This is a genomic window from Streptomyces lasiicapitis, assembly GCF_014646335.1.
GTDB classification, from domain to species: Bacteria; Actinomycetota; Actinomycetes; order Streptomycetales; family Streptomycetaceae; genus Streptomyces; species Streptomyces lasiicapitis.
Genome location: NZ_BMNG01000049.1, coordinates 1 through 559, shown reverse-complemented (window position 1 = coordinate 559; position 559 = coordinate 1). Strand labels below are relative to the sequence as shown.

1 rRNA gene is annotated in these 559 nt (G+C 57.6%); it reads left to right on the top strand.

Annotated elements, in window-relative coordinates:
• Positions 1-559: ribosomal RNA gene (locus IEY91_RS41465) — 23S ribosomal RNA — on the top strand; the annotation flags it as partial.

Below are 559 nucleotides of genomic sequence, written 5' to 3'. Positions count from 1 at the left end.
AAGGGCGCACGGTGGATGCCTTGGCACCAGGAACCGATGAAGGACGTGGGAGGCCACGATAGTCCCCGGGGAGTCGTCAACCAGGCTTTGATCCGGGGGTTTCCGAATGGGGAAACCCGGCAGTCGTCATGGGCTGTCACCCGCTGCTGAACACATAGGCAGTGTGGAGGGAACGCGGGGAAGTGAAACATCTCAGTACCCGCAGGAAGAGAAAACAACCGTGATTCCGGGAGTAGTGGCGAGCGAAACCGGATGAGGCCAAACCGTATGCGTGTGAGACCCGGCAGGGGTTGCGTATACGGGGTTGTGGGATTTCTCTTGATCAGTCTGCCGGCTGGTCGACGAGTCAGAAACCGTTGATGTAGGCGAAGGACATGCGAAAGGTCCGGCGTAGAGGGTAAGACCCCCGTAGTCGAAACGTCAACGGCTCGTTTGAGAAACACCCAAGTAGCACGGGGCCCGAGAAATCCCGTGTGAATCTGGCGGGACCACCCGTTAAGCCTAAATATTCCCTGGTGACCGATAGCGGATAGTACCGTGAGGGAATGGTGAAAAGTAC